This window comes from Stenotrophomonas geniculata, assembly GCF_034508895.1.
In the GTDB taxonomy this organism is placed as follows: domain Bacteria; phylum Pseudomonadota; class Gammaproteobacteria; order Xanthomonadales; family Xanthomonadaceae; genus Stenotrophomonas; species Stenotrophomonas geniculata.
On record NZ_CP140571.1, the window covers coordinates 4,145,427 to 4,170,358 of the forward strand.

Annotated in this window: 30 protein-coding genes; 21 read left to right on the forward strand and 9 right to left on the reverse strand. The window is 65.2% G+C overall.

All coding sequences use genetic code 11. The features are described 5' to 3' along the window. Window positions 1-13 precede the first annotated feature (13 nt). Window positions 14-406, reverse strand: a complete 393-nt coding sequence (locus tag RI032_RS19110; RefSeq protein ID WP_322547543.1) for a response regulator — start codon at window positions 404-406, stop codon at window positions 14-16. A gap of 6 nt (window positions 407-412) precedes the next feature. Here RI032_RS19110 and RI032_RS19115 point away from each other — a divergent pair, with 6 nt between their 5' ends. The 3 genes from RI032_RS19115 to RI032_RS19125 all read left to right on the forward strand — a co-directional run bounded on the left by RI032_RS19115 (window position 413) and on the right by RI032_RS19125 (window position 2,580). Beyond that, on the forward strand, window positions 413-955 hold the full coding sequence (locus RI032_RS19115; protein WP_322547544.1) for a hypothetical protein: 543 nt from the start codon (window positions 413-415) through the stop codon (window positions 953-955). A 156-nt stretch (window positions 956-1,111) separates the two neighbouring features. Then, window positions 1,112-1,633 carry a ferritin-like domain-containing protein gene (locus tag RI032_RS19120; protein ID WP_134958299.1) on the forward strand — a complete coding sequence of 174 codons (522 nt, stop codon included), beginning with the start codon at window positions 1,112-1,114 and terminating at the stop codon, window positions 1,631-1,633. Between the two features lie 38 nt (window positions 1,634-1,671). Further along, window positions 1,672-2,580 carry a manganese catalase family protein gene (locus RI032_RS19125; protein WP_197657340.1) on the forward strand — a complete coding sequence of 303 codons (909 nt, stop codon included), beginning with the start codon at window positions 1,672-1,674 and terminating at the stop codon, window positions 2,578-2,580. 119 nt (window positions 2,581-2,699) lie between these two features. On the opposite strand, the gene RI032_RS19130 is transcribed toward RI032_RS19125, so the two are convergent. Continuing rightward, entirely contained in the window at window positions 2,700-3,020 is a 321-nt protein-coding gene (locus tag RI032_RS19130; protein WP_197656316.1) for a KGG domain-containing protein, read from the reverse strand. Window positions 3,021-3,323: 303 nt separating this feature from the next. On the opposite strand from RI032_RS19130, the gene RI032_RS19135 reads away from it, so the two are divergent. From RI032_RS19135 to RI032_RS19145, 3 genes are read left to right on the forward strand one after another with little or no spacing between them, the layout of a single operon-like run. Further along, on the forward strand, window positions 3,324-3,791 hold the full coding sequence (locus tag RI032_RS19135) for a BLUF domain-containing protein (protein ID WP_043395806.1): 468 nt from the start codon (window positions 3,324-3,326) through the stop codon (window positions 3,789-3,791). Continuing rightward, entirely contained in the window at window positions 3,788-4,555 is a 768-nt protein-coding gene (locus tag RI032_RS19140; protein ID WP_322547545.1) for a DUF72 domain-containing protein, read from the forward strand. The genes RI032_RS19135 and RI032_RS19140 overlap by 4 nt, the downstream gene beginning before the upstream one ends. Continuing rightward, the gene (locus RI032_RS19145; RefSeq protein WP_322547546.1) at window positions 4,548-5,282 is read left to right on the forward strand and encodes a DNA-formamidopyrimidine glycosylase family protein; all 735 of its coding nucleotides are present in this window, start codon (window positions 4,548-4,550) and stop codon (window positions 5,280-5,282) included. The genes RI032_RS19140 and RI032_RS19145 overlap by 8 nt, the downstream gene beginning before the upstream one ends. A gap of 39 nt (window positions 5,283-5,321) precedes the next feature. Here the strand turns inward: RI032_RS19145 and RI032_RS19150 are convergent, their stop codons facing one another. After that, window positions 5,322-5,819 (reverse strand): YciE/YciF ferroxidase family protein, encoded by a 498-nt coding sequence (locus tag RI032_RS19150; protein ID WP_019659711.1) that lies wholly within the window; start codon window positions 5,817-5,819, stop codon window positions 5,322-5,324. 251 nt (window positions 5,820-6,070) lie between these two features. Between RI032_RS19150 and RI032_RS19155 the strand changes: the two genes are divergently transcribed. Further along, window positions 6,071-6,247 (forward strand): DUF3606 domain-containing protein, encoded by a 177-nt coding sequence (locus RI032_RS19155; protein WP_088025987.1) that lies wholly within the window; start codon window positions 6,071-6,073, stop codon window positions 6,245-6,247. 12 nt (window positions 6,248-6,259) lie between these two features. Next, window positions 6,260-8,809 (forward strand): DNA ligase D, encoded by a 2,550-nt coding sequence (ligD, locus tag RI032_RS19160; protein WP_322547547.1) that lies wholly within the window; start codon window positions 6,260-6,262, stop codon window positions 8,807-8,809. A gap of 7 nt (window positions 8,810-8,816) precedes the next feature. Here the strand turns inward: ligD and RI032_RS19165 are convergent, their stop codons facing one another. Continuing rightward, window positions 8,817-9,077 carry a hypothetical protein gene (locus RI032_RS19165; RefSeq protein ID WP_262102614.1) on the reverse strand — a complete coding sequence of 87 codons (261 nt, stop codon included), beginning with the start codon at window positions 9,075-9,077 and terminating at the stop codon, window positions 8,817-8,819. Between the two features lie 189 nt (window positions 9,078-9,266). Between RI032_RS19165 and RI032_RS19170 the strand changes: the two genes are divergently transcribed. Then, window positions 9,267-9,716 carry a BLUF domain-containing protein gene (locus tag RI032_RS19170; protein WP_043395790.1) on the forward strand — a complete coding sequence of 150 codons (450 nt, stop codon included), beginning with the start codon at window positions 9,267-9,269 and terminating at the stop codon, window positions 9,714-9,716. A gap of 9 nt (window positions 9,717-9,725) precedes the next feature. Here RI032_RS19170 and RI032_RS19175 read toward each other — a convergent pair whose 3' ends face one another. Then, window positions 9,726-9,956, reverse strand: a complete 231-nt coding sequence (locus RI032_RS19175; RefSeq protein ID WP_322547548.1) for a hypothetical protein — start codon at window positions 9,954-9,956, stop codon at window positions 9,726-9,728. A gap of 224 nt (window positions 9,957-10,180) precedes the next feature. On the opposite strand from RI032_RS19175, the gene RI032_RS19180 reads away from it, so the two are divergent. After that, window positions 10,181-11,674: an FAD-dependent oxidoreductase gene (locus tag RI032_RS19180; RefSeq protein WP_322547549.1), complete on the forward strand. Its 1,494-nt coding sequence runs from the start codon at window positions 10,181-10,183 to the stop codon at window positions 11,672-11,674. Window positions 11,675-11,689: 15 nt separating this feature from the next. On the opposite strand, the gene RI032_RS19185 is transcribed toward RI032_RS19180, so the two are convergent. Further along, window positions 11,690-12,112, reverse strand: coding sequence for a low affinity iron permease family protein (locus RI032_RS19185; RefSeq protein WP_019336571.1), 423 nt, complete (start codon window positions 12,110-12,112; stop codon window positions 11,690-11,692). Next, window positions 12,109-12,363, reverse strand: a complete 255-nt coding sequence (locus RI032_RS19190; RefSeq protein WP_049481227.1) for a hypothetical protein — start codon at window positions 12,361-12,363, stop codon at window positions 12,109-12,111. The genes RI032_RS19185 and RI032_RS19190 overlap by 4 nt, the downstream gene beginning before the upstream one ends. A gap of 271 nt (window positions 12,364-12,634) precedes the next feature. Here RI032_RS19190 and RI032_RS19195 point away from each other — a divergent pair, with 271 nt between their 5' ends. From RI032_RS19195 to RI032_RS19215, 5 genes are all read left to right on the forward strand, one after another. Beyond that, on the forward strand, window positions 12,635-15,286 hold the full coding sequence (locus RI032_RS19195) for an excinuclease ABC subunit UvrA (RefSeq protein WP_322547550.1): 2,652 nt from the start codon (window positions 12,635-12,637) through the stop codon (window positions 15,284-15,286). Window positions 15,287-15,365: 79 nt separating this feature from the next. Continuing rightward, entirely contained in the window at window positions 15,366-15,686 is a 321-nt protein-coding gene (locus tag RI032_RS19200; RefSeq protein WP_322547551.1) for a hypothetical protein, read from the forward strand. Window positions 15,687-16,117: 431 nt separating this feature from the next. After that, window positions 16,118-16,333, forward strand: a complete 216-nt coding sequence (locus tag RI032_RS19205) for a hypothetical protein (protein ID WP_322547552.1) — start codon at window positions 16,118-16,120, stop codon at window positions 16,331-16,333. Window positions 16,334-16,389: 56 nt separating this feature from the next. Then, on the forward strand, window positions 16,390-16,659 hold the full coding sequence (locus RI032_RS19210; RefSeq protein WP_012480276.1) for a hypothetical protein: 270 nt from the start codon (window positions 16,390-16,392) through the stop codon (window positions 16,657-16,659). Window positions 16,660-16,922: 263 nt separating this feature from the next. Beyond that, on the forward strand, window positions 16,923-17,222 hold the full coding sequence (locus RI032_RS19215; protein WP_049455236.1) for a hypothetical protein: 300 nt from the start codon (window positions 16,923-16,925) through the stop codon (window positions 17,220-17,222). A 45-nt stretch (window positions 17,223-17,267) separates the two neighbouring features. Here the strand turns inward: RI032_RS19215 and RI032_RS19220 are convergent, their stop codons facing one another. Both RI032_RS19220 and RI032_RS19225 read right to left on the reverse strand, forming a co-directional pair. Then, window positions 17,268-17,579 (reverse strand): hypothetical protein, encoded by a 312-nt coding sequence (locus RI032_RS19220; RefSeq protein WP_010485735.1) that lies wholly within the window; start codon window positions 17,577-17,579, stop codon window positions 17,268-17,270. A gap of 237 nt (window positions 17,580-17,816) precedes the next feature. Next, window positions 17,817-18,770: an alpha/beta fold hydrolase gene (locus tag RI032_RS19225; protein WP_322547553.1), complete on the reverse strand. Its 954-nt coding sequence runs from the start codon at window positions 18,768-18,770 to the stop codon at window positions 17,817-17,819. Window positions 18,771-18,938: 168 nt separating this feature from the next. Between RI032_RS19225 and RI032_RS19230 the strand changes: the two genes are divergently transcribed. The 6 genes from RI032_RS19230 to paoC all read left to right on the forward strand — a co-directional run bounded on the left by RI032_RS19230 (window position 18,939) and on the right by paoC (window position 24,927). Continuing rightward, window positions 18,939-19,508 carry a TetR/AcrR family transcriptional regulator gene (locus RI032_RS19230; protein ID WP_260364719.1) on the forward strand — a complete coding sequence of 190 codons (570 nt, stop codon included), beginning with the start codon at window positions 18,939-18,941 and terminating at the stop codon, window positions 19,506-19,508. Window positions 19,509-19,570: 62 nt separating this feature from the next. Next, window positions 19,571-20,047, forward strand: a complete 477-nt coding sequence (locus RI032_RS19235; protein ID WP_322547554.1) for a nuclear transport factor 2 family protein — start codon at window positions 19,571-19,573, stop codon at window positions 20,045-20,047. Window positions 20,048-20,128: 81 nt separating this feature from the next. Further along, window positions 20,129-20,860, forward strand: a complete 732-nt coding sequence (locus tag RI032_RS19240; RefSeq protein ID WP_322547555.1) for a hypothetical protein — start codon at window positions 20,129-20,131, stop codon at window positions 20,858-20,860. 268 nt (window positions 20,861-21,128) lie between these two features. Then, window positions 21,129-21,776 carry an aldehyde dehydrogenase iron-sulfur subunit PaoA gene (gene paoA / locus RI032_RS19245; RefSeq protein WP_322547556.1) on the forward strand — a complete coding sequence of 216 codons (648 nt, stop codon included), beginning with the start codon at window positions 21,129-21,131 and terminating at the stop codon, window positions 21,774-21,776. Continuing rightward, window positions 21,773-22,723, forward strand: coding sequence for an FAD binding domain-containing protein (locus RI032_RS19250; protein ID WP_322547557.1), 951 nt, complete (start codon window positions 21,773-21,775; stop codon window positions 22,721-22,723). Before paoA ends, RI032_RS19250 begins: the two co-directional genes overlap by 4 nt. Further along, the gene (paoC, locus tag RI032_RS19255) at window positions 22,723-24,927 is read left to right on the forward strand and encodes an aldehyde oxidoreductase molybdenum-binding subunit PaoC (protein WP_322547558.1); all 2,205 of its coding nucleotides are present in this window, start codon (window positions 22,723-22,725) and stop codon (window positions 24,925-24,927) included. The genes RI032_RS19250 and paoC overlap by 1 nt, the downstream gene beginning before the upstream one ends. The last annotated feature ends 5 nt before the right edge of the window (window positions 24,928-24,932 follow it).

Sequence of the window (24,932 nt, forward strand, 5' to 3'; positions counted from 1 at the left end):
CGGGTGTATGGAGTCAATGCGCGGGCGGCTGCGCGCAGGTATCGCCCAGCACGCGCCGGACCGTGTCCTGCAATTGACTCACATGGAACGGTTTGGCCACGAAGGCTGCGCGCCGGTGGCGCTGCGGCACCAGCTGGTCGTAGACCGCAGAGACAAACAGGTAGGGGATGCCGAGTTCTGCCAGACGATCAGCGACGGGAAAGACCACACCGTCGCGAAGTTCGACATCGAGCACGGCACCGTCGAACCGCTGGGTGTCCAGCAGCCCGAGAGCGTCGAACACGCTGTAGGCATGCGTCACCTGATCGCCGACGTCCTCAAGTGCGTGCTCCATGAGTGCGGCCAGGTCGAGTTGGTCTTCCACCAGCAGCAGGTTGCATCTGCGCTGGTCGGTTGCGGATTGCATGCGTGCATGCCTGTGTTGTCCTGGGAACACCAGTTTCTGCTGTGCTGCATCAAGATCCTGCGTGTGCATTGTCAGTCCGGCGCGAAGCTCCGCGCGCGTGGCCAACCTCGTGGAGGAGGCGTGGAAGGCGTTATGGATTTCGTTGACGGCTTCTTGGCATGCGCTGTGGATACTGCCGCCGACCCCTGTATCGGAGTTTCTGTCATGCCTCAATCCGGAACCGAAGCGGCCTCTCCTGGCGTGCTGCGTATCGAGTGCATGCCGCTCGACTGCGGCGGCGCTGCCATCGTCGTGGAACTGGACCGTACGCCTGAGCGGACCTGGATGAAGTCGCTGAAGCGAGCACTGCTGGCCGACGACACCCTGGACGGTGCACAGGCCAAGTTTGATGGGCGCTTTGTCTATGTCGTGGGCGTGGACGGCGGCGCGCATCGTGCTGAACATCGGGTCATGCAGGCCGTGATGGCGGCAGAGGGCGCGGGCGCCTCCAACGCCAGGCGCCAGCGCCCTGCAGTCAACGCAGGCGTATCCAGCGCCTTGGCGAACTGAGAGCGCCCGGGTCCAGCAAGGGGACTCGGATGTTATCGCCGCATCAGCGCTGCGTGCAGCGCCGAGCTTCGGCGGATCACAGCGGCCGACAAGGCGGTGATTGCCACCGCTCCACCATGGTCTCCGGAGGCATGTTGCCCCGCACCGGAGATCGAGATGGCAGACCAGAACAACGCCCGAAGCGAGCGCCTGCTGAAGTGGCTGCAGGACGCCTACGCCATGGAACAGGAAGCGGAGACCATGATGAAGGCCATGGCTTCGCGGATCGAGAACTATCCCCAGCTTGCCGCACGCGTCAGCCAGCACGTCCAGGAGACGCAGGGGCAGGCAGCTTCCCTGCGCGAGTGCATTGAGGCGCTTGGGGGAAGCGTGCCGACTGCAAAGGGGCTGTTCGCGAGCATGACTGCCGCCCTCCACGCGGCGGGCACCAGTCTGATGGAGGACGAGGTGGTCAAGAGCGTAGGCCTCTCGTTCGGCTTCGAGAATACCGAGATCGCCACCTACCGGGCGCTGGTGATCGCTGCCGAGCGTGCCGCAGCACCGGACATCGCTGCGGTCTGCGGCCAGATCCTGCAGGAAGAGATCGCCATGGCGCGCTGGCTGGAGGACCACCAGGACGGCCTGGTCGGTGCATTCCTCAATCGCGACGAAACGCCGGGCGCCCAAGCCAAGCGCTGACCCCAACACCCGCCCACGCCCGCCATTGGAGAAACCCCATGTTCCTTCATCACAAGAAGCTGATGTACACCGTACGCGTGCGCGAATCCAACCCGCAGCTCGCCAGTCTCATGCTTGAACAGTTCGGCGGCCCACAGGGCGAGTTGGCCGCCGCGATGCGCTACTTCACCCAGGGACTTGGCGAATGCGACCCCGGGCGCAAGGACCTGTTGATGGACATCGCCACCGAGGAGATCAGCCATCTGGAGATCATCGGCACCATCATCGCCATGCTCAACCGCGGGCCCAGGGCGATCCAGTCCGAAGGGCTTGCCGAGGCCGAGGACATGCGGCTGCTGGGCCAGAACAGCACCAGCCACACCGAACAGATCCTGTACGGTGGCGGCCCCGCGCTGGTCAATTCCAGTGGGGTGCCGTGGACAGCCGCCTACATCGACTCGATCGGCGACCCCACCGCCGACCTGCGCTCGAACATCGCGGCCGAAGCGCGCGCCAAGCTGGTGTATGAGCGCTTGATCAACGTTACCGACGACCCGGGCATCAAGGATGCGCTGCGCTTCCTGATGACGCGCGAGATCGCGCACATGAAGTCATTCGAGAAGGCGCTGCACAGCATCCAGCCCAACTTCCCGCCGGGCAAGCTGCCGGGGGATCCCGCGTTCACCGATCTGTACATGGACATGTCGCAGGGCGACGGCGCCGACGACCTGCAGGGCAGCTGGAACAGCGGCGAGCTCTGGGAGCGGGTCAGCGACCGCGAGGCACAGGCCGCTGTGGATGGTGGCGACGGCGGCGGCACGGTGGACCTGGACCCGCGCGAACAAGCGGCGGTGCAGGCCATGACCCTGCGCACGCTTTCCGACCCGGAAGCGCGGCCGACCACCGGGGCCGAGCTGGGGGCCGGCCCGGGCGCGGGCGCACTGGACCTGCCACCACGCGAGCCGTGAAAGAACCCGGGGCGCCCGTGCGGCGCCCCGGTTGCAACGCCCCTGGGCAGCGTGGGGCGTACGAAAGTGGGCGGACATCACGTCCGCCCACGAAGGGATGCATCGGGTTTCAGCGCCGATCAGCGCTGCTGACCACCGCGGTTGTTGCCGCCGCGTTGCTGCTGTTGCTGCCCGCCCCCCTGGTTGCCGCCCTGGTTACCACCACCACGGCTGTTCTGGCCGCCTTCGCGGCCGATGTCAGCCATGTGCTGGCGGTCCTGGCTCACCGCTTCGCCACCCTTGCGGCCGGCTTCGCGTGCTTCTTCCGAGCTGAATTCATGGGCGTTGCCTGACTCGTGCGCGGCACGTCCACCCTTGGCGGCGATCTCGCGCTGCTTGTCCTCGTCCATCGAAGCGAAACCGCGGTTGCTGGTGCCCTGGTTCTGGTTCTGGTTGGCCATGGAAAGTCTCCTTGGGTTCAGCCGCCTCATTGGCGGCAGCGACCATCTTCCAGATCCGGCGCTAGACGGCGGTGGCACGACTGCCAACGTCGCGTCATCCCGAAGGCGCTGATTCCTCATCCTGCCTCCACGAACATTCGTGCGCGCGTGCGCACAGGGGCAGGCACACGTTCAGCGGCCCGACCGCGCGTCAACGCGATGCGGAAGGTACACGCCACAGTTCGACGCAGCCTCCACACCGGTCTCACCGCGCGTACGATCGGTGTGGCTAAGGTAGAGCGGTCTGCAACAACCGGTGGTGCCATGCCCTTCAGAGCGATTGCCTATGTAAGTGAAGCCTCCCGCAACCTGACGGAACAGCGGCTGCAGGAACTTGTGGCAGAGGCGGTGCAGTTCAATGAGTCCGCCGATGTCACCGGCACATTGCTGTTCGACGGCTCGCGCTTCCTGCAGTATCTGGAGGGCCCGGAGGCCGGGATCAATGCGGCTTACGCACGCATTCTCGCGGCCGGCAGCCACAGTGGGATCGTCGAACTGAACCGGGGCAGGGTGGGGCGCCGGCAGTTTCCGCACTGGCGGATGCGCAGCGTGCGGGTGGATGAGCTCGCACTGGGGAAGATCGCCATATCCGACTGGACCGGCTTCGTGCGCAGCGCGTCGGCGCTGGAATCGGGCACCAGCGCCCTGGATCGACTACTGTCGGTTTCGCAATCGCAGACGGAAGCAGGCGCGGGCGGCATCATGGAACCAGACGGGCAGCTGGCACGATGATGTCGTCAGCCGCCCCGGTGGTGCCTGAGCTGCTACGCGTCGGCTGTGCGGGGTGGTCGCTGTCGCGGTCGGATCAGGAGGCGTTCGGCGCGGGCGACAGCGCGCTGCAGCGCTACGCCACACGCCTGCCGATGGTGGAGATCAACTCATCCTTCTATCGACCGCACCAGGCCAAGACCTATGCGCGATGGGCGGCGAGCGTGCCGGAGGGCTTCCGGTTCGCGGTGAAACTCCCGCGCGAGATCAGCCATGAGCGTCGGCTGCGTGATGCAATGCAACCGCTCGAGCGGTTCCTTGAAGGCGTGCTGGAACTGGGTGGAAAGCTCGGTCCGTTGCTGCTGCAGTTGCCGCCCAGCCTGGTGTACGACACGGTCACGGCCGGAGCCTTCCTGCGGGGCCTGCGCGCGCGCACGCAGGCCGATGTAGCGTGCGAGCCGCGCCATACGAGTTGGTTTACGGCGGACGTGGATGCGCTGCTGAGCGCGCATGGCGTTGCACGGGTTGCCGCAGATCCAGCACGTGTGCCGGCGGCAGCGATTCCCGGCGGTGATCGCACGTGGAGCTACAGGCGCTGGCACGGCCAGCCGCAGATCTATCGCAGTGCCTACGACGAGCCGACCCTTGCCCACCTTGCGCGGCAGCTGCTGGCCGAGGCCGACGCGCAACGACCCGCCTGGTTCGTACTGGACAATACCGCGCTGGGTCACGCCACCGGCAACGCCCTGCACCTGCAGGCGCTGCTGCAGGAGAACGAACATGCCTGAAGGCCCTTCGATCGTCCTGCTGGGCGAAGCAGCGAGCCATTTCAAGGGGCACGTGGTCCGCACCGTTTCCGGGAACAGCCGCATCGACCTGTCGCCGCTGCAGGGCCGAAGGGTCAAGGCGGTCCGCAGTTGGGGCAAGCACTTCCTGCTGGAATTCAGCCATCACACGCTGCGCATCCACCTGATGATGTTCGGCAGCTGGCGCATCGACGAGCGGAAGCCAGCCCCGGCGCGGGTATCGCTGGTGTTCGACAACGGTGAGCTGAACTTCTATGCGTGTTCCGTGCGCCTGATCGACCAGCCTCTGGACGACATCTACGATTGGCGGACGGACGTGATGAACGATGCCTGGGATCCGAAGCTGGCCCGGCGGAAGCTGAAGGCCCTGCCGGACGTCATGGTCTGTGACGCGCTTCTGGGCCAGACGGTCTTCGCCGGCGTCGGCAACATCATCAAGAACGAGGTGCTGTTCCGGATAGGCGTGCATCCAGCCACCCGATTGGGCGACCTGCCGCCACGCAGGCTTACCGCGCTGATCGAGCAGGCCCGCGCCTACAGCTTCGATTTCCTGGAATGGAAGCGCCGCTTTGAGCTGAAGAAGCATTGGCAGGTGCACACGAAGAAGGTCTGTCCCGTGTGCGGTGGCCCGATCAGCAAGCTCTACATGGGGACCACGCGGCGACGCACGTTCTTCTGCCCCAATGATCAAGTGCTGTACGGGCCCTGAGGCTGCCGTCCGTGGCAGCCGGGCTCCGGGGCGCGTCGATCAGGCGGCCTGCGCTGCCTTGGCATTGCCGCCGCCCTTGGCCAGCAGGGTGAGCTTCTCGTCGGTGGCCTTCTCTTCCTCAAGCGTTTCGAGCAGCAACGGCAGGGCGTCCTTGTAGCCCAGTTGCTTGGCCAGCGCGGCGATGGTGCCGTAGGACGCAATCTCGTAATGCTCGACCTTCTGTGCGCCACCGATCAGGGCGGCATCGCGCACAGGGCCCTTGTCGATGCTGTCGATCACTTCCTTGCCTTCCTCCACCAGGCCCTCCATCGCCGCGCACTTGATGCGCTTCAGGCGAATGCCCAGGATCTCCACAACCTGGTCGATGCGCTCGATCTGGCCCTGGGTTTCTTCCAGGTGCGTTTCAAACGCCGTGGCCAGGTCCGGGTTCTCGGCCGCACGGGCCAGGCGCGGGAGGGCCTTGGTCAGCTGCTTCTCGGCGCTGTAGATGTCCGAGAGTTCGTGGATGAACAGGTCTTCCGCCGTCTTGATAGCCATACTGGGCTCCGCTGTGAATGGAGCACTCAGAGTAGGTCCCGCCCGGTTGCGATCAGGCGGGGGCCAGGTGAAGGCGGCATGTGAACGCCAACGCGAACCTTGCGCGTTGTCTTCACGAGGTGGCGTCTGTCGCCTGCCTGCCGCAGTCCCGATGCCGGCAGTCCTTCGCCATGGCTTCACGGTGGCATCGCCTGGTGCCCATGGGTCGGCCGGTACGGTCACTTCACGCCCGATGACGCGTGGAGACTCCCATGAGCGATGACAAGAAGAACACCGGCAGCCCGGACCGGGATCGTATCAACGTCAACGAAGACTATGAACTGCAGTACTGGACCACAGCGCTGGGTGTGTCCGCCGAGGAACTTCGGGCCGCAGTCGCCAAAGTCGGGCCCACCGCCGTTGCTGTCCGCAAGCACCTGGGAAAGTAGCGCGGAGCTGCCATGTCCCTGGTCGAGTACCGCCGCAAGCGCAGTTTTGACAAGACCAAGGAGCCCGAGCCGGGCAAGGCGCTACCAAAAGGCCAACGCGCCATTTTCGTGGTGCAGCTGCATCATGCCAGCCGCAGGCACTACGACTTCCGCCTGCAGGTGGGTGACGCGCTGAAGAGCTGGGCCGTGCCCAAGGGGCCCAGTTACGACCCGAAGGTCAAGCGCATGGCGGTGGAGGTGGAAGATCATCCTGTCGACTATGCGACCTTCGAAGGTGAAATCCCCAAAGGCCAGTACGGCGGCGGCCATGTCGCCCAGTTCGACCACGGTGTGTGGGCTACGCAGGGCGACCCGGAAGCCCAGCTCGCCAAGGGCCATCTGCGCTTCGAACTGTTCGGCGCCAAACTGAAGGGCGGATGGCATCTGGTCCGCTCCGGGAAGCCGGCGCGCCAGCCGCAGTGGCTGCTGTTCAAGGACGACGATGAATTCGCCAGCGACATCGAGGCAGACGATCTGCTGGCGGATGTTGCTGTAGCGCCAGCGGAGGATCTGAAGCGGGCCGGGGCCGGCAAGGCCGCGAAGAGGCGGCTCACCGGGGTACCCGCCAAGCGCACCCGACGAACGAACTGGGCGAAGAAGGCGCTGGCGCTCAGCAAGGCAAGAAAGGCCGCAGCGCCGTCCGGTCCCTTCGAACCGCAGTTGGCCAAGCTGGGCGAAGCGCCGCCCCAGGGCGAGCAGTGGGTCCATGAGATCAAATGGGATGGGTACCGCATCCTTGCTACGGTGGCTGAGGGCAACGTGCAGCTGTGGTCGCGGAACGCACTGGAATGGACCGGCAGGCTCCCTGAAATACGTGACGCGATCACAGCACTGGGCCTCACCTCGGCGGCACTGGACGGTGAGCTCATCGCCGGCGCCGGCACCAGGGAAGACTTCAACCTGCTGCAGGCCACGCTCTCCGGCGAGCGGCAGGGCGTGCTGACGTATGCATTGTTCGATCTGCTGCATCTTGATGGCGTGGACGTCGTCGATGCGCCCTTGCTGGAACGCAAGGCCCTCCTGCAATCCGTGCTGGAGGGGCAGGGCAGGCCATTGGCGTTCAGTTCGCATGTACAGGGGGATGGCGACGCGGCCTATCGCCTGGCCGGTGAGCAGCACTTCGAAGGCATCATTTCCAAGCGTGCCGATCGCAGCTACCACAGTGGCCGCAGTGAGGATTGGCGCAAGACCAAACAGCTGGCCAGCGACGAGTTTGCGGTGGTCGGATACACCACGCCGAAAGGCAGCCGCACCGGGTTCGGCTCGCTGCTGCTGGCGCGGCCAGACCCGAAACATGGCTGGCTCTACGTCGGCCGCGTCGGATCCGGGTTCTCGGACGAACTGATCGGCGAAGTCAGCAAGCGCATCGAAGGCGGCGGCAGCCGCAAGCCGACGGCGTACGTGCCCACCCAGGACACCGACCCGCGCGCCGCGACCTGGTTCCCACCGCGTTTCGTGGTGGAGGTCTTCTATCGCGGGATTGGCGGGCAGAAGCTGTTGCGCCAGGCGTCACTGAAGGCGGTACGGGCGGACAAGGACATCGCCGATCTCGCAGATTCCGATCGCGCCGGGCCGGTCACGGTCTCTGGTGGGAAGTCCGCAACGGCGCGTCCTGCGCGCGATGCGAAAACGTCACCCGCTACCGAACGCACACCGCCCGCGCTGTCGTCTCCCGGCAAGATCCTGTTTCCTGGCGATGGCTACACCAAGCAGGAGGTATGGGACTACTACGCAGCAGTGATGGAACATCTCCTGCCCGAGGTGGTTGATCGTCCGCTGTCGATCATCCGATGCCCCAGTGGCACCGCAAAACCCTGCTTCTTCCAGAAACACCATACAGCCGGGCTGGAGTTGGTCGACGCAGTAAAGCTCAAAGAAGAAAGCGGTATAAACGCCCATTACCTGGTGGTGCGGGACGCAGCCAGCCTGCTTGAACTGGTGCAGTTCAACGCGTTGGAGTTCCACCCCTGGGGCAGCCACGCCGAAGCGCCCGACAAGGCCGACCGCGTGGTGTTCGACCTGGATCCAGGACCGGACGTACCCTTTGCCGAGGTCAAGAAAGCGGCAACCGACATCCGGAAACTGCTGGCGCAGCTGGAGCTGGAATCGTTCCTGCGTGTATCCGGCGGCAAGGGCCTGCACGTGGTGGTGCCGCTCAATCCGGGATGCGATTGGGACCTGACCAGGCGCTTTGCGAAGGGTTTCGCCGATGCGCTGGCGCAATCCGAGCCCCAGCGATTCCTGGCGACGGCTACGAAAAGCCTGCGCAACAAGCGGGTCTTCGTGGACTATCTGCGCAACGGGCGCGGTGCGACGGCGGTTGCGTCCTACTCGCTGCGGGCCAGGCCGGGGGCACCGGTAGCACTGCCGATCGCCTGGGGCGATCTGACGAAACTCAAGCGCGCAGACGCGTTCACGATCAAGGACGTGCCAGCAAAGCTGAAACGGCAGCGCAAAGACCCTTGGGCCGGTATCGGGAAAGTGAAACAGAATCTCGCGCGATGGGCGCAGGCAGACCCGTAGCCCGCGCCTACGCTTCGGGCGCCTGCGCGCTACCGGGCAATACATGATCGCATTCGACCAGCCGCGCGTTGCTGACCGTCTGGCGCGACGGACAAGCACCGCACACCAGCGTCGTTCCACCGGGCACCGCCCCCAACGCGTCCCCCGACAACTGCGTAATCCCGCCGCAGGTGTTGCAGCGCACGCGAATGGACCTGACGCGCTCAATACCCTGCACGCCGGAAGCGGCGTCCAGCTCCAGAACATGGAAAAGGCCGGTATTGGGCATGGGGTGCTCCCGAGTCATCTGCCTCAAGCGTAAACGATCCATGGCATACGGAGGGGAAGGCGCCTGCATGCCGTTTGTCGGCTGGAACCCAACTGATTCACAAAATGCACAGGATGGGAACAACTGCGGAGCGCAGATGGCCTATCCTAGCGGCACGGAATCTGGGGGGATTCACTACAGGAGCAGTCAATGCCGATCAGGGCAGTCGCATACGTCAGCGAAGCGGGCCCAGCCGTTGCCGGTGACCCGTTGGGCCTGCGCAGCGGGAAGCTGGACGATCTGGTCGATGATGCCGCCCGCTTCAACCGAAATGCCGGCGTTACCGGAGTTCTGCTGTTTGATGGCGCCCGCTTCCTGCAGTACATGGAGGGACCCGAGGACGGCTTGAGCGTGGCGTACTCGCGAGTCGTAGGTGCTTCGAGCCACGCAGGGCTCATCGAGTTGCAGCGGGGCAGGGTGGGCAACCGGCGACTCCCGTTCTGGCCGATGCGTTGGCTGCCGACGCAACCCGAGCAGTTGAAAATTCTTGCCTGCGCGGACTGGTCGGGGTTCGCCCAGCACAGCGGTGACGAAGCGCCAACCGAGACGGCGATGGATGTCCTGGCCAGGTTGGTGGAACCCTATGCCGTCGCGGCGTGATCCACCGGCCTAGCGACCTCCATAGCGTTCGGCCCACGGAATCTCGCCGCTGCACACATGGAGGTGCCCGGTGCGCATCACGCAATACAGCCGCGCCTCCGGCTCCGCGCTGGCAGCGATATAGTCCAATGCCTCGGCGAGCATACGGATGAACTGCGGCTCGGGGTAGAACGCTGCCCAGGTCGGCAGCAATTCCTCCAGTTGCGCGATCATCAGATCGATTTCCAAGTGCGTGCTCACTGCCTGATCCTCCTTCCAGGCACGTTAGCGACCACGCTGCAAGCAAGGAGTTGCGGTTCGCAGAGGCGACACAGGCGTGTTGCCCACGCAACGCTCACCTGGCCTTGACCATGGCGTTGATCGTGGCAGCGCGTGAGCATCATCTGCACGACCACGCCACCGTCGTTTCACCCGGCAAGGCGTATCAGAGAGGCCTCCCAGCTGAAGCTGCAAGGATCTCTTTCATGTCCGAACCGTTCCCGCGCGCCAGCTTATGGTCAGCTGACACCGAGTCGCACAGCTTCCGCCCCCTTGCCGGCACGACGCGCGCGGACGTGCTGGTGGTGGGCGCCGGCATGACCGGCCTGCTGACCGCGGCCCGCCTGGCCGATAGCGGTCTGGATGTGCTGGTGGTTGATGCGGGGCCCATCGGCGGGCGCAATACGGTGATGTCCACCGGCAATCTTTACGCGCCCGTCTCCCGGCTGGCCGATCTGATCTCCCGTTGGGGCGGCGACACGGCCAGCCGTGTCGTGCAGTGGCGGCAGCAGGCGCTGCGGTCCATCGAAACACTGGTTCATCGCTACGATCTGCGCTGTGGCTTCCAACGCGTGGGCATGCAGTACGGTGTGCAGGATCGCACCCGCGAGGTCACCGCGCAGTTCGAGCGTGAGCTGCAGGCCTATCAGCGCGTCGGCCTGCAGTGCGAACACCGGCAGTCCGGGCTGCCGTTTGCATTGGGCCACGCCTTCCGCGTTCCCGATCAGGCGCAGTTGGATCCTGCGGCGTTCTGCAGGCAACTGGCACGTCATCTAGCAGGTCGCGTGCGCATCCACGACTGGACCCGGATCAACCGCATCGAGGCATCCGCCGGCGTTGCGACAGCCGATGGCGCCCGCATACAGGCCAGGCAGTTCGTGCTGGCTACGCATTCGCCCGCAGGCTTCAACCTGGTGCAGGCCGAGATGGAGGTGTACCGCGAGTACGGGGTGGCGGTGCCGGTTGCCAACCCACCTGCGGCAGGCATTCACTGGATCGCCGACCGGCACCGCTCATTGCGCGGGGTGCACGGCGCTGATGGCCGCGACTGGCTTGTGCTGGTTGGCGAAACACACCGCACCGGCGAAACGCCAGCGGAGGATCCGGCCCAGCATCTGCTAGCCGACGCGCGCCGCAACTTCAACGTGCAGGGCGAGCCGCTGTGCTGGTCGGCCCAGCAATTCCGGCCCGCCGACCAGCTGCCCTACATCGGCAGCAGCGCCCACGATAATGTGTGGGTCGCTACCGGCTATGGGCCGGACGGTTTGACCTGGGCAGGCGTGGCCGCGCGCGCGATCACCGAGGGAATCATGGGCACGACCAGCGAGATCGAGCAACTGCTCAGCCCCATGCGTTTCACGCCGGTGCGCTCGGCCGCCGGCTGGGCCCGCACCAACGCCACGGTGGCGCGGCACATGGTGGGAGATCGCCTTGCCACGGCGCCGTCACACTCACCCAGTGAGATGGCCCGTGGTTGCGGCGCACTACTGGACGTGGACGGAAAGCGCACCGCGGTCTACCGCGACGAGGGCGGGCGCCTGCACATGATGTCGGCGCTCTGCCCGCACCTGAAGTGCGTTGTCCAATGGAATGGCCATGAGCGCACCTGGGACTGCCCCTGCCACGGCAGCCGCTTTTCCGCCACCGGAGCGCTGCTGGAAGGCCCTGCCAGGCAGGGCCTCACACCAGAACAGCTGTAGGCGCAGGCATCCACCTCAGGCTTCGGCGGCTGCATCCGCATCGCAGGGCATGCAGCGCTCCTTCTTGGACTTGATGTCTGCAGCGGTCTTCGCCAGTGCCTCGTAACGCTGGCGTATCTCTTCAAGATGGGCCGGCTCCATCGACTCCAGGTTCAACAACTCCTGATTGGCGTCCTTGCTCACCCGGATCAGTTCATCCAGCTTGATGTGCAGCGCAGCGGTATCAGCGTTCTGCGTATGCTGGATCAGGAACACCATCAGGAAGGTCACGATGGTGGTTCCTGTATTCACCACCAGCTGCCACGTGTCATTGAAGTGGAAGGCCGGCCCGCTGGCAGCCCAGGTGATGATCACCCCCAGCGCTGCGACGAATGCCCCCAGGCTGCCAGACAATCGCGCCGTCGCCGCCGCGACACGGGCGAAACCGCGCCGGATCACTGGTCACCTCCCGCGGCCTCCTCATCCGTGTGACGGTCTGGCAGTTTGACCCGCTCCCCGAGGCGCTTGGCCTGCTCGTCCGGCGTTGGCGCAGCGACGAAGGGGGAGATCGGGTCACTGGCGGGGAAGGTTTCCTGCAGCGCCTCGTCATGATTGCGGCGGTTGTGCAGCGTCGCCTGCAGCGGACTGACAGGATCGGGGCGCTGCGCCTCCGGGTCCGGATGGGGAAGGTCTTTCTGGTCGCGTTGCATGGTGCATCTCCAGGTTGATCACCACCTCGCAGGTGGCGGGCCCAGCATAGGAATGCGCTGTGAGCGGCCCCATCAAGGGCGGGGCAACGTGGCGTCAATCCTTCAGGCAACGCGCGTTAACAATCAGCGTCGCGGCGCGGTCTGCGTCGGCCATGGCGTTCTGATGCGGCACGTGGTTGCGCACCCCCTCACGCCATTCACCCCGCAACAGCGAGAATGGCCTACCGGGCGCACCATGCGCGAGCCGCCCACCGATTGCAGGAATGCTGAGATGTCCAACACCCCCTTTGGCGAGTCGTCATGTGCTGCCGCAGCCAGCGGTTGCATCGAAGTCCGCGGTGCGCGCGAGCACAACCTGAAGAATGTCGATGTCTCCATTCCACGCAATGCACTGGTGGTGTTCTCCGGCGTGTCGGGATCCGGCAAGTCCTCGTTGGCCTTCGGCACGGTTTTCGCCGAGGCGCAGCGGCGCTACTTCGAATCCGTCGCACCCTATGCGCGCCGCCTGATCGACCAGGCGGGCGTGCCCGATGTGGATGCCATCGACGGGCTGCCCCCGGCGGTCGCCCTGCAGCAGCAGCGCGGCGCCAGCAATGCGCGCTCCTCGGTGGGCAGCGTGACCACGCTGTCCAGCCTGGTGCGCATGATGTTTTCGCGGGCGGGAGCCTACCCGGCCCACCAGCCCATTCTGTACGCCGAAGACTTCTCGCCCAACACCCCACAGGGCGCCTGCAGCACCTGCCATGGCCTGGGGTATGTCTACGAAGTGACTGAAGCACTGATGGTTCCGGACCCGTCGCTGAGCATCCGCGAGCGCGCCATCGCGTCCTGGCCACCGGCATGGCATGGCCAGAACCTGCGCGACATCCTGGTCACGTTGGGCTACGACATCGATGTGCCGTGGAAGAAACTGCCGAAGAAGGACCGTGAGTGGATCCTGTTCACCGAGGAGACGCCCACCGTGCCGGTCTATGCCGGCTTCACGCCGGCCGAGACCCGTACCGCACTCAAGCGCAAGCAGGAGCCCAGCTACATGGGCACGTACACCGGCGCACGCCGCTACGTGCTGCACACCTTTGCCAACACCCAGAGCGCCCTGATGCGCAAGCGTGTGTCGCGCTACATGGAAGGCAAGCTATGCCCGGCCTGCCACGGAAAGCGCCTGAAACCGGAGGCGCTTTCGGTCACCTTTGCCGGTGTGGATATCGGCGAGTTCATGCGGCTGCCGTTGGATCACCTGGCGGACCTCCTGGAGCCCATCGCGCAGGGTGATTTCGGCGCACACAACAAGGGCGCACGTGCCAGCAGGCGTGCGACACCCCGCGATCGTGCCCGGCGGGCAGCAAGTGGCCGCGCGACCCACGAGGGCGCCCCCGACGTGCGCCTGACCTCGGCCCTGTCCGAAGAAAAGCGCCTGGCGGCGCAGCGGCTTGCGGGCGGGGTCATGGCGCGGGTACGACAGCTGCGTGGGCTGGGGCTGGGCTATCTCTCGCTGGATCGCGCCACGCCCACGCTGTCGGCCGGTGAACTGCAGCGCCTGCGGCTGGCCACGCAGCTCAGCTCGTTGCTGTTTGGCGTGCTGTACGTGCTCGACGAACCCTCGGCCGGCCTGCATCCGGCCGACAGCCAGGCGCTGTACGACGCACTGGAACGGCTGCGCGACGGCGGTAACTCGGTGTTCGTTGTTGAACATGATCTGGAGCTGATGCGCCGCGCGCAGTGGCTGGTCGATGTGGGCCCGCAGGCAGGGGAGCATGGCGGACGTGTTCTCTACAGTGGCGAGCCCGATGGCCTGCGCGACGTTCAGGATTCGCGCACGGCGCAGTACCTGTTCGACCAGGTGCCTGCGCCCGCCAGCCGGCAGCGCAGTGTCATCAGCTGGCTGGAGCTGAAGGGTATCCATCGCCATAACCTGCAGGGCGTGGACGCACAGGTGCCGCTGGGGCTTCTGACCGCAGTGACCGGCATTTCCGGGTCGGGCAAGTCCAGCCTGATGGCGCAGGCGCTGCCCGAGCTGATGCTGCTGCACCTGGGGCATGAGCCGGTGGACGACAGCGCCGACAGCGCACCCACGGACGGACCGACCGTGATCGAAGCCACGCGGGGCCAGCTGGCCGGCGACGTGGACGCCATCCAGCGCGTGGTGCAGGTAGACCAGAAGCCCATCGGCCGCACGCCACGATCCAATCTGGCCACCTACACCGGCCTGTTCGATCACGTGCGCAAGCTCTTCGCCGCGACACCCGACGCGCGTCGCCGTCGATTCGATGCGGGGCGCTTCTCGTTCAACGTGGCCAAGGGCCGGTGCGAGACCTGCGAAGGCGAGGGTTTCGTGAGTGTCGAACTGCTGTTCATGCCGAGCGTCTATGCGCCGTGCCCCACCTGCCATGGCGCCCGCTACAACGAAGCCACCCTGAAGGTGCTGTGGAATGGCCGCACCATCGCCGAGGTCCTGCAGATGACGGTGGACCAGGCGCAGGCGTTCTTCGCCGAAGAAGACGCCATTTCCCGCCCGCTGCAGTTGCTGCAGGAAATCGGTCTGGGCTACCTGCGGCTGGGCCAGCCGGCCACCGAGCTTTCAGGCGGTGAGGCACAGCGCATCAAGCTGGCGACCGAGCTGCAGCGCAGCCAGCGCGGGCGCACGCTGTATGTGCTGGATGAGCCCACCACCGGCCTTCATGCATCTGACGCGGACAGGTTGCTGGCGCAGCTGCAACGGCTGGTTGAGGCTGGCAACACCGTGGTGATGATCGAGCACGACATGCGTTCTGTCGCACAGGCGGACTGGGTGATTGATGTCGGGCCAGGTGCAGGCGGCGCGGGTGGCACCATCGTGGCGAAGGGCACGCCGCAACAGGTGGCCCGCGCCAAGGGAAGCAGGACTGCGCCGTTCCTTGCGCGCGAGCTGGGGCAGGCCAGCTGACGCCATCTCATCCGGGGCTGCATGCATTCTGTTGTACTGTGGGAGTACTCGCAGCGCCCATCAGCGAGAGGATGGTCAGGTGAACGCTTCCATGCTCCCAAGAATCGTCGGCTTCGATGTCCCGTTGTTGCATGAGCGTGTAGACGCATCCACCGACGAAGCCATCACCGCGCTGCTGGATCTGGCGCCGGGCGCTCGCTGGACAGAGATGTTCCTCATCAAGTGCAGGGCACTGGCGTCCCAGCTCCAGCTGGCGGATGGTCGCATTGAAGGCGCCAGGATCTACTTCTACGGATCCATCAGCGATTCTCGTGGACTTGCCGACGCGGTGATGTCCATTGTCCACGTACTGAATGATGAGTTGATGCGCGAGCGGAATCACGCAGCCAGCCGCGCCTAGGCGCAGCCAAGCAGGGACCAGCACCGATCCGCAATCTCCGCTGCGCCAGGATGACCGCGGAGGCTCGATCGCTTCGCAAGCCTGCCCTGCAGAGCGTCGATCCATGCCGATCGGGTGCCATGCGGATCTCTCACATAGATATCGCAGGCGAGCCGGATAACGGGCGCCACTTCATATCGGAAGCTCATCGCGGGCAGGCCGCCCAGGTTGAACGCGATTTTCCAGTGGGCCAGCTCGCGCTCGACGTCGACAACGTGCTTGCTTCTTCCATGGATCATGGCGTTACCCCTTTTCGAAACTCCACTGTACACGCTTGTTGCTGCGGGCCTGTTCATGACCCTTGTTCATATGGGACGCGTCCCCGTACGTTCCCGTAACGGCGACACGCCCACAGTCAATCGGCAGCAGACTTGCTGCGGCGGAGAATCGAAATGAACAGCGTCCCCGAACAGAACAGGAATGACCGCTCCAACGCGTCCGCTGAAGCAGAACAGCCTGCACAGCAGGGGCAGGGCGAGGGGGGCGAACCCGGCGGGGAGGAGCCCGGCAAGCAAGGACAGCAACAGCAGCAGGACCACAAGGATCGCGAGAGCCCGAAGCCAGCGGATGAAAAGAAGGGCGGTCTCGGCGGCGATACCCGCCGCTGAGGAACAGGAGGAGCCGCGCGCCGCGCGGCTGCTTCCGCAGCAGACAGGGAGCGTGCATGTCCGCACAAAGCCAGGCGATCAGCCTGATGACCAAGATCATGTACCAGTGTCGCCCGGAGAAAACCACAACAATGGCGCAATGCCGTTGCTGCCACGCGCCCAGCCCTGGCGGGATGGAGTGCGCACGGTGCCTGACCGGCAGGCTCGGCGATACGATTCACAATCGTGGTGCAGCGTTCGGCTGGCTGGAATCGTTCCGCAGGGTCCAGCAGGACGAAGCACACGTATTCGAATGCGCAAAGCGCGCCGATGTGGCATCTCCCTAGGCGTCGCATCCGGACCTGACATCGCGCAGGCGTATGCTCGAGTCATTCAGGAGCAACGCGATGACTTTTCCGATCTGCATCTACGATAGAACGGGCACAGGGCTCCGGCTGCCTGCGGGATGGTGGATCGACCTTCAGTCCGATCTGCCTGCACTGGTGAAGGGTGCCGCGCGCATTGACCTTCCGCGATCTTCAAAAGACGAGCATCCACGATTGGATCCTGAGGTTCTCACGGATCTCTTCTGGCGCATTGGAGGCTCTCAGTGGTCAGGTTGAATCCAGCCCATTCCCTGGGAGTGCGCTGGCTGTTCTTTCGCCTTCGCAACGGGCAGTCCATCAGTCCGGCCAGGCTGATGTCTGTCTGGTCCGAGGCGGCGGAGTCCAACGACTGCGCCGTGCGCCGTGAAATCATCGACGGCGCCGGCTACGTCTACGCCTTGTATGCGCCCAACAGCCTGCTTTCCCCCCGGCGCGTGGAGCTGCGCATGAGAGCGCTGCTGGAGGAGGCCGGCTACGCCTTCACGATGGGCAGCCTGGCGGGGCGGCACCCGGGCGACGGCTGAGGCGCGGCGCTGAGGCGCCGGCCGAAGAGTCCATGACAGCCGCTCTCATTCGGGGACACCAGGCTCCAGTGGTTCGTCAGGCGCGGGATCGAAGAGCGCCAGCATCCGCTCACGCCGGCACTGTTCGAGCCAGTGGTGCCATATCTCCACCTCGTCCATCAGCCCCGTGGCACCGCACGCTGGGCACGTGAGCGTCGTACCCGATGGACTCGTCTTGATGCCCTCGTCCTGCGTCATTGATGAGCGCAAGCCGCAGCTCTTGCAGGTGGATCGCAACTGATCGAGGCGAACGATGGCGCCATTGCGCGCAAGAAGGGGCTGGATCGCATGGATCCGGAAGGCATTGGGAGGGTGCATGGCCGTGTCGTCTTGGGCTGGACACGGGAGCAAAGGATTCTGCGCCGGAGAAGAGCCGTGAGGGCGCAGTGTCCTCCGTTGGAGGTTAACCCTTCATCAAAGTGCGGAACACGCTCCATCGTTGGGCTGAAATCCTACGCCCGCAATCGTGCACTGACGCGGCACCCGGCGCTTCTCCGGTGCCAGCCCTGCTTCTGGGAAGGAAGGGCTCTGCCATCACAACAGAGCCCCGGTCACTCACTTTTCCTGCAGGAACGCCAGCAGATCCTGGTTGACCTTGACCTTGTGGGTGTCGGTCAGGCCGTGCGGCGCACCCGGGTAGACAATCAGCCTGGCGCCCTTGATGAGCCTTGCCGATTGGCGGCCTGAGATATCGATCGGCACGATCTGGTCGTCGTCGCCGTGGATGACCAGGGTGGGCACATCAAACTTCTTCAGGTCCGCGCGGAAATCGGTGGCGGAGAACGCAGCGATCGAATCGTAGGTGTTCTTGTGGCCGCCCTGCATGCCCTGCGCCCACCACGCATCGATCAGCCCCTGCGAGACCTTCGCGCCCGGACGGTTGAAGCCGTAGAACGGGCCCGACGGGATGTCCTTGTAGAGCTGCGCGCGGTTATCCATCTGTGCCTTGCGGATGCCGTCGAACACTTCGATCGGCAGGCCGTTCGGGTTGTCGGCGGTCTTCAGCATGAACGGCGGTACCGAGCTGATCAGCACCGCCTTCTTCACTCGCCCGGTGCCATGCCGGCCAATGTAGCGCGCCACTTCGCCACCACCGGTGGAGAAGCCCACCAGGGTGACATCGTGCAGGTCCAGCGTATTGATCACCGTGGCCAGGTCATCGGCGTAGTGATCCATGTCGTTGCCGTCCCACGGCTGGCTGGAACGCCCGTGGCCGCGACGGTCATGCGCGATGACACGGTAGCCATGATCGGCCAGGAAGATCATCTGGGATTCCCAGCTGTCCGAGTTCAACGGCCAGCCGTGGCTGAAGGTCACGACCGGGCCGTCCTTCGGGCCCCAGTCCTTGTAGTACAGCTGCACGCCATCGGCGGTGGTGATGTAGCTGGCGGTGCGCGCGATGCTGGTGACTGCCGCCGGCGTGGCCGGTTCGGCGGCCTGCGCGGACAGGCCGGCCTGGACCGAGAGGGCGAGGGCGGCAACGGCCAGGGTACGGGCGAAGGTGTTCATGCGGGAACTCTCATGGGTGGGTGGTGAGACGTACTTTGCGCCTGAAATCAGGCGTCCGGGTGATGAACTGTCCGGATTTCTTGATAGATCGTCTTGCACGGATGTGCGCGAACGGACCACTCGCCATCGACTGTTGACAGGGTAGAACGACCGTTCTACCATGCAGCCATGAGCAAGGCCACCGCCGACACCCACCAGAAGATCCTGGCCACGGCCGAGGCGCTGATCTACCAGAACGGGATCCACGCCACCGGCATGGACCTGCTGGTGAAAACCTCCGGCGTGGCGCGGAAGAGCATTTACCGCCACTTCGAGAACAAGGACGACGTGGCCGCTGCCGCGCTGAGTGCGCGCGATGTGCGCTGGCTGGCCTGGTTCCGGCAGGAGTGCGACAAGGCTGATACCCCGGAAGCACGCATCCTCGGCATGTTCACCGTGCTCAAGGGTTGGTTCCAGTCCGAGGGCTATCGCGGTTGTGCGTTCATCAATACCGCGGGCGAGGTCGGCGACCCTGCCGATCCGATCCGGGAGATCGCGCGGAATCACAAGCAGAAGTTGCTCGATTACACGCTGGAACTTACCGAGCAACTGGCGGTGGAGCAGCCGGCGGACCTGGCCCGTCAGCTGCTGGTCCTGATGGAAGGCGCCATCACCCTGTCGCGCGTGATGGGTGATTACGACGCCGCAGACACCGCGAAGGATGTCGCGAAGCTGTTATTGGAACAGGCCAAGCGTTAGCGCCTGGGCACCCCAGATCCGTTGAAGCAATCCGTGTATCCATCTCGATTGGAGGTCTCCCCGTGTCCGCAGAACAACCCCGTCCGCCGCTTCCTCCGTTCACCCTTGAATCGGCCACCCAGAAAGTGCGTCTTGCCGAGGATGGCTGGAACTCCCGCGATGCCGACAAGGTGTCGCTTGCCTATTCGCTCGACACCCAGTGGCGTAACCGCGCCGAGTTCACCAACGGCCGGGAAGAAGCCCGGCAGTTCCTGGCACGCAAATGGAACAAGGAGCTCGACTACCGCCTGATCAAGGAGCTCTGGGCCTTTACCGAAAACCGTATTGCTGTCCGTTACGCCTACGAATGGCACGACGACTCCGGCAACTGGTTCCGTTCCTATGGCAACGAAAACTGGGAGTTCGACGCGGATGGCTTGATGCAGCGCCGCTTCTCGAGCATCAACGATTTGCCGATCAAGGAGAGTGACCGCAAGTTCCATTGGCCACTCGGGCGTCGCCCGGATGATCATCCGGGGTTGTCGGAGCTGGGTATGTGATTCCCGCTTGGGCGCCATCCCAAGCGCGCTCAGGTACGATGGGGTGGCCGGCGTCTGCGCCGGCCGGGGGAAGGGGGCGCAATGGACATGCAGGCAGGGGGCGGATTCGATCCGCCGGCAAAGACCGATTCGCAGGAACTGACATTCCACTGGCTCTACCAGCGGGTGCAGGGACTGGTTGAGCACAGCATCTACCTCAAGGCGGGCAGGGTGGAGACGTGGGCGTTTCGCATCGGCGTGGGTGCGGCGATCTTCGGCATTCTCATGGGTCAGCTTCCGGATCGATGGCTGCCTCTTGGCGTAGTGCTCCAGGTGGTTGTTGCCTGCCTGGCAATCGAAATCGGAGGGTTCATTGTCGGTGGCGTACTGGCCGCCCGCAGGGGCATTCGCCAGTTCAGCCAGCCGCGGCTCTCGCACGCCCGGGAGATGGATGAAGACTTCGCTCACTGGCAAGCGGTGGTGACCGAGCTTCGCGGATTCCCGCGCGTCCAGCGCGAGCGGCGACTCAAGTTCGTCAGCACCTTGCGCACAAACATGATTGAGCGCATGGGCATGATGTATGGCGGCCTGCAGCGGCTGGGACCATTCCCGCTGTTGATTGCCCTCTACCTGCAGTTCCGCGGATGGAAATGGGGCGACTGGGCGGGCGCTTTCGATGTCGGCCCGCTGGGTGCACTACTGATCTTCGCCATGGTGCTGCTGTACCTGCTGGGCTGGATGCTGATCGGCCTTCGCACCAGGCTTGATACCTACGTTGCCTTGTTGGAGGGCTCCATCCACGAACCCGAGCCCTCCCAGCCAACGCCTTTGTAGCGTCGGGCCATCATGTTCCTCATGCTGAGGGACAAACAGGACTGTGAGTCATCCAGTGAGGCATACGCATGGCTCAAGAGTGCCGCGCTGTGGCTGGACGCAGACGATTTCTTCGGGCTTGCTGCATCATGTTCGTACATTTCGCCGACTTCACAGGTCTGTACCCCGGAGATGGGCATAGTGGCCCTTCGGTAGTGTGAGCGCGTCCATCCAGCCACGGGGTTTCCCCGAACGCCAGGAGGTCACTGTGCCAAGTTGTGATGAAGGAATGAAGTTGACGCGTCGCCAGGTGATCGCCGGCGGCGTCACGACCGTGGCGATGTCCGCCGCACCGGGGGCATCATCGCTCGCCGCCGAACTGGCGGCGCCCCCGCCGCCCAGGCCGCCGGTCATCAGCAAGGTGGCCTTGGCCGTCAACGGCAAGCGGCGGGAGCTTGAACTCGACACCCGGACCACGCTACTCGATGCCCTGCGCGAACATCTGAAGCTGACCGGAACGAAAAAAGGCTGCGACCACGGTCAATGCGGTGCCTGTACCGTGCTGGTCAACGGTGAGCGCATCAATGCCTGCCTCAGCCTGGCGGTGCAGCACCAGGGCGATGCCATCACCACCATTGAAGGCCTCGGAACCCCCGATGACCTGCATCCGATGCAGGCCGCCTTCATCAAGCATGATGGCTACCAGTGCGGATATTGCACGCCGGGGCAGATCTGTTCGGCGGTGGCGGTACTGGACGAGATCAAGCGGGGTGTCCCCAGCCATGTACAGGCGGACGTCAGCGCACGGCCCCGGGCCACCAACATGGAAATGCGCGAACGCATGAGCGGCAACCTCTGCCGCTGTGGCGCCTATTCCAACATTGCCGAGGCGATGGCAGAGGTCGCTGGCGCAACCTCCGCAGGGAGGCGCTCATGAGGGCCTTCAGTTACGAACGCGCGAAATCCCCGGCCGAGGCCGCCAGGGCCGTCGCCGGTACCGAGGGCGCGAAGTTCCTGGCCGGAGGGACCAACCTGCTCGACCTGATGAAGCTGGAGGTCGAGACGCCAGCGCACCTGGTCGATGTGCAGGACATCGGCCTGGACAGGATCGAACCCACCGACGAGGGCGGCCTGCGCATCGGCACGCTGGTCACCAATACCGCGCTGGCCTCGCATGAGCGCGTGCGCCGCGACTACGCGGTGCTGACCCGCGCGATCGTGGCAGGCGCCTCCGGGCAGTTGCGCAACAAAGCCACCACCGGTGGCAACCTGCTGCAGCGCACGCGCTGCCCGTATTTCTACGACCCCAATCTGCCCTGCAACAAGCGCCTGCCCGGATCCGGCTGCGGCGCACTTGAGGGATTCTCCCGGCAGATGGGCGTGATCGGCACCTCGGACAGCTGCATCGCGACCTATCCGGGCGACATGGCGGTGGCCCTGCGGGTGCTGGACGCCTCGATCCAGACCGTCAGCGGTGACGGCAGTACGCGCAGCATCCCGATTGCCGATTTCCATCGTTCCCCCGGCGACAGGCCGCAGCAGGACAACGTGCTGCAGCGCGGTGAGCTGATCACCCACGTCACGCTGCCGAAGCCCCTGGGCGGTCGGCACGTGTACCACAAGGTACGTGACCGCGCGTCCTATGCGTTCGCACTGGTGTCGGTCGCCGCGGTCGTGCAGCGAGACGGCTCGGCGCGGTTCGCCTTCGGTGGAGTTGCGCCGAAGCCGTGGCGCGTCGAGGCAGCCGAACCGCTGCTGCGCGACGGCGTAAAGGCCGCGGCCCGGCAGGTGTTCGCCGGTGCCCGTCCAACGCGGGAGAATGCGTTCAAGCTCGCGCTCGCCGAGCGCACCCTCGCAGCCGTGCTGGTGGAAGGAGAGCGCTGATGCCCCTTGAATTCAACGCCCCCGCCGGCGACAACCTGTTCGACAAGGCCAAGGTCGTCGGCAAGTCGACGCCGCGCATCGACGGTCCACGCAAGACCACCGGCACCGCCCCCTATGCCTACGAGCGCCACGACGTGGCGCCAAACCAGGCCTACGGCTACATCGTCGGTGCGGGCATCGGCAAGGGGCGCATCATTTCGATGGATGCCTCCCGCGCACGTGCCGCGCCCGGCGTACTGGCGGTCATCACCGCACCGGAAACCAAGCCGGTCGGCAAATCGAACTGGAACAATGCGCCGCTGTTCGGCGGACCCGAAGTGGCCCACTACCACCAGGCCATCGCCTGCGTGGTGGCAGAGACCTTCGAGCAGGCCCGCGCCGCCGCGGCGCTGATCCGCACCCGCTACGAGCGCAGCAAGGGCCGCTTTGATTTCCCGGCCCTGGCACCGTCCGCACCGCTGGCAAAGGGGCGTGACGGCAAGCCCGACCGGCAGGCGTTGGGCGATTTCGACACCGCCTACGCGAGCGCCGCGGTCAAGCTCGACGAGACCTATCACACCTCCGACGAAAGTCATTCGATGATGGAGCCGCACGCCACCATCGCCGCCTGGGAGGGTGACACGCTCACGCTGTGGACGGCGAACCAGATGATCGACTGGGCCAGGCAGGGCATGGCGGCGATCCTCGGCATCGATCCTGCCAAGGTGCGCGTGGACTCGCCCTATATCGGCGGCGGCTTCGGCGGCAAGCTGTTCATCCGTGCCGACGCGGTGCTGGCCGCGTTGGCGGCCAAGCAGGTCGGGCGACCGGTGAAGATCGCGCTGCAACGCCCGTTGATGCCCAACAACACCACGCACCGGCACGCCACCCTCCAGCGCGTGCGGATCGGCTGCGGAAAGGACGGCCGGATCTCCGCCATCGCCCATGAGAACTGGTCGGGCAACATCAACGGCGAGGATGGCGAGAACGGCACCCTGCAGACGCCCAAGCTCTATGCAGGCGCCAACCGCCTGGTGGCCAACTACATCGCCACGCTTGACATGCCCGAAGGCAATGCGATGCGCGCACCGGGCGAAGCACCGGGCCATATGGCGCTGGAAGTAGCGATGGACGAAATGGCCGAGAAGCTGGGTCTCGACCCGATCGCGTTCCGCATCCTCAACGAGCCCGAGGTCGTGCCCGGCGATCCGTCCAAGAAGTTCTCCGACCGCAACCTGGTGCGCTGCCTGCGCGAAGGCGCGGAGCGCTTCAACTGGAACAAGCGCAACCCCAGGCCGGCGCAGGTCAGGGAAGGGGACTGGCTGGTCGGCATGGGCGTGTCTGCGGGCTATCGCGGCGCACCGACGATGAAGTCGGCGGCGCGGGTCCGGCTTGACGGCCAGGGCGGGGTGATTGTCGAGACCGACATGACCGACATCGGCACCGGCTCCTACACGATCATCGCGCAGACGGCAGCCGAGACCATGGGCGTGCCGCTGGACCGGGTCCAGGTGACCCTCGGCGACTCCCGTCATCCCGCCTCCGCCGGTTCCGGCGGCCAGTGGGGCGCGGCAAGCTCCACCGCAGGCGTGTACGCGGCGTGCGTCAGCCTGCGCCGCAAGGTGGGCGAGAAACTCGGCTTCGACGGCGACACCGCAGACTTCGCCAATGGCCGCATCCAGGCGGGCGGGCGGACGATCAAGCTGGCGGAGGCGGGCACACTGTCGGCGGAGGACGGCATTGCCTTCGGCGACTTCAAACAAGGCTACGACGTCGGCACCTATGCAGGGCATTTCTGCGAGGTTGCCGTGCATGCCTACACGGGAGAGACGCGCATCCTCCGCATGCTTGCCGTATGCGATGGCGGCCGGATCCTCAATCCGCTCTCCGCACGCAGCCAGGTCATCGGCGGAATGGTGATGGGTGCGGGCGCGACCCTCATGGAGGAGCTGGTGGTCGACAAACGGCTTGGCTTGTTCATCAACCACGACCTGGCCGGCTACGAGGTTCCCGTGCATGCCGACATCCCGTACCAGGAAGTGGTCTTCCTCGACACGCTGGATCCGGTGATCTCGCCGATGAAGGCCAAGGGTGTGGGTGAACTGGGCATCTGCGGGGTCGGCGCCGCGATTGCCAATGCGGTCTACAACGCAACCGGCGTGCGCGTGCGCAACTATCCCATTACCCTGGACAAGCTGCTGCCCGGCTTGCCCGACGTAGGCTGACGTTG